Below are 1006 nucleotides of genomic sequence, written 5' to 3' on the forward strand. Positions count from 1 at the left end.
TGTCGAGCCAGTCACCGCTCGCGACGCATTAAACGGGATCAAAAACGGAATTATTGAACAGTTTGATGCATTCTTTATGTGGTCTACCAATTTCTTCTTATTGTTCGCTGTTGCTCTGCTTTTCTCGCCATTAGGTAAGATTCGCTTAGGCGGTAAAGAGGCGACGCCGGATCACTCAACCGTTTCATGGCTATCAATGCTGGTTGCTGCAGGTATGGGTATTGGCCTCTTATTTTGGAGTGTGGCTGAGCCAACGGCCTACTTCACGGATTGGTGGGGTACGCCGCTAAACGCAGAAGCGTATTCAGCTGATGCTAAATCACTCGCGATGGGCGCGACCATGTTCCACTGGGGTGTTCACGGTTGGAGTATTTACGCCCTTGTTGCGTTGGCGCTTGCTTTTTTCGCCTTTAATAAAGGTTTACCACTTTCATTGCGCGCGGCGTTTTACCCAATTTTTGGTGACCGTGCATGGGGCTGGTTAGGTCATGTTATCGATATCCTTGCTGTACTTTCGACGTTGTTCGGTCTTGCGACTTCTCTTGGTTTGGGTGCTCAGCAGGCAACCAGTGGTATTAACCATGTATTTGGTTTAAACGGCGGCATCGGTACACAAATGGTGGTGATTGCGTTTGTAACCTTTATTGCTGTGCTTTCTGTTGTTCGTGGTATTGACGGTGGTGTCAAACTCCTAAGTAACGTCAATATGATCGTTGCGTTTGCTCTGCTTATTTTTATTACGTTCATTACCTTTGATACTGCGATGGGTTCATTAGTCGACACGACAATGGCATACATCCAAAACATCATTCCGTTGAGTAACCCGCATGGTCGTGAAGACGAAACGTGGATGCACGGTTGGACAGTGTTCTACTGGGCTTGGTGGGTATCTTGGTCTCCGTTTGTGGGTATGTTTATCGCTCGCGTATCGAAAGGCCGCACCGTTCGAGAATTTTTGTTCGCAGTCATCGTGATTCCGACGTTGGTAACATTGGTTTGGATGTCA

The 1006-nt window shown here is 47.5% G+C and carries 1 protein-coding gene; it reads left to right on the forward strand.

Annotated features, from left to right (window positions below):
- Nucleotides 1–1006 (forward strand): BCCT family transporter (locus tag R7127_RS26995; protein ID WP_318148774.1); only part of this gene is annotated, 1006 nt, incomplete at both ends.

It is taken from the genome of Vibrio sp. 1159, from assembly GCF_033340395.1.
Lineage (GTDB): Bacteria > Pseudomonadota > Gammaproteobacteria > Enterobacterales > Vibrionaceae > Vibrio > Vibrio alginolyticus.